Source organism: Yersinia sp. 1252 StPb PI (assembly GCF_048593885.1).
Taxonomy (GTDB): Bacteria; Pseudomonadota; Gammaproteobacteria; order Enterobacterales; family Enterobacteriaceae; genus Yersinia; species Yersinia enterocolitica_E.
Genome location: NZ_JAZGQE010000340.1, coordinates 1 through 1,884 on the forward strand (window position 1 = coordinate 1; position 1,884 = coordinate 1,884).

Here is a 1,884-nt window from a genome sequence, read left to right on the forward strand (position 1 = left end):
CGTTCAATTATGCCTTTAATGATCATTTGGTTATTGTGGGAACGATCGACAAACCCAGTCAAAAATTATCAGAGATAACCCTGATAACAAGCGGCGATGGGACTGCTAAATCTGGTATAGATATTGGCGCTGTGGTTGTTTCTGCTTTCTCCGCCACGCTGGGAGAAAATACGATGAAAACGGGTGAGCCAGGAATAATAATGATGAAACTGATGGCAATGAATAAGAGCAGCACAAAAGATAATGAACCAAGCTCAACCATTTTTAATGGCATAAAATTTAGTTTTTTCAGCAGTGATACTACCGGTTATCGGTTTACAGCAGAACCAGCCTGATTCCATATTATCAGCGATATAGGAAATGCTATCGTTATCAAAATGGCGGGGTAATGCTAGGTGATTTCTACAGCCAGGGCATCGCTCAATTAGGATTATTTGATGATAATCAGCCAAAAATTAACAGTGCAGCGCTGACGATATTAATAGGTAAGGCAAAGGAAAGGTGTGGTTTGCCGGACAAGGCATACAGAAAGCATGGCAGATGAAACGTGAGATGCTATCGCCAGTTTACACGACTCGCTGGTCTGAGCTACCTATTGTCAGGTGAATGATGAAAGAGAGCGTCCAACGGCTCGATAAGTTCAGGGCCATTATTACGAATGTTGCCTACTTTCTTTATCACTGGATGCCAGTCGAACTCTTCTGCTGACGTCAGCGCTTCCAAAGCAATCTCCTTTGCTCTTTCTGGTGAAGTATCCGGATTCATCCATTCACGAGCGGCATCTGGTGGTAAGACGACAGGGCGCCGATCATGAATGTCCACCAATCCCGAATTACTGTCCGCAGTTACTATCACAAAACCATCATCCTCTGGCGATTCGGTTTCATCAGGATGGAACCGGCTTATCGCGGCAAAGAAGATAGGCGTTTGGTTCTCATGGTAGATAAACCACGGCTGCTTTATTTTCGGATCTTCCGGCGATTTCTTCCATTCGTACCAGCCATCAGCCATCACCAGGCTACGACCGTGGTGCCATAATGGTTTAAACATCCGACTTTCCGCAGCTGTTTCTACTCGAGCATTGATGACCGGCGCACGACCCATTTGTCGCCACCATTCAGGGCCATAGCCCCACATTAGCGGATCGAGATGCAGTTCATCCTCACGCTGATTGAGAATCAGAACGCGGGTACCTGCTGCAACGTTGTATCTGCCAATAGGAACGGGATCGAGAGCACCGTTGAATTCTAATTCAGATGCAAGAAATTCAAGGTAATCATAACGGGTTTTAATTTGAGTGAAACGACCACACATGGCACAACCTCAGAAGTAGGATGTGGGGTAATTATAGTCGTTAAATGGATCGGCGATTATGCAAAATAAATGACGGAGTTTTTCCCTTGGCTTTCCCCTAAATTTCCCTGCCACAAATTTAAGACATAAAAAAACCAACCCTAAAGGATTGGTTTTCTTTGGGATGTTTGGTCGGCATGAGAGGATTTGAACCTCCGACACCCCATGACGGCGATCTATAGGCGAAAAAAAACCTCTGGGTTAGCAGAGGCTTTTTAATCTTCAAAGGAGCCGCGTATCTTTTACGTATCCTTTTTGGTCCAAACTAGGTCAGTGCTTGGTCCGGTCATTTATCATAAGTCACTGGTTTATATGATACTGTCCGGTCACTGTCCTATCAAAATGCTGGGGGACGCTGAATGTGTTAATTAATGCATTGTTTTTATTTATAAAAATCGAATTCAACTTTATTTCGTATACCTAAACGTATACCAATAACTTGAAGTCATGGATTTTGTGAGTCATTTCCGAGCAAATAAGAAATGCGATTTGATATTGGTCTTTTACATACCTGTTCGCGAAAAAAAAAGA

2 protein-coding genes and 1 pseudogene are annotated in these 1,884 nt (G+C 43.5%); 2 read left to right on the plus strand and 1 reads right to left on the minus strand.

The annotated features are described in order from the left end of the window. Together V2A85_RS23355 and V2A85_RS23360 are read left to right on the plus strand one after the other, a co-directional pair. Positions 1-335, plus strand: a 335-nt coding sequence (locus V2A85_RS23355) for a hypothetical protein (RefSeq protein WP_420072519.1), incomplete at its 5' end; no start/stop codon positions are given. A 29-nt stretch (positions 336-364) separates the two neighbouring features. After that, positions 365-606 (plus strand): annotated as a pseudogene (locus V2A85_RS23360) (DUF4113 domain-containing protein); the annotation flags it as partial. Here V2A85_RS23360 and V2A85_RS23365 read toward each other — a convergent pair. After that, positions 589-1,314, minus strand: a complete 726-nt coding sequence (locus V2A85_RS23365; RefSeq protein WP_372559703.1) for an SOS response-associated peptidase family protein — start codon at positions 1,312-1,314, stop codon at positions 589-591. The pseudogene V2A85_RS23360 and the gene V2A85_RS23365 overlap by 18 nt on opposite strands. Between the last annotated feature and the right edge of the window lie 570 nt (positions 1,315-1,884).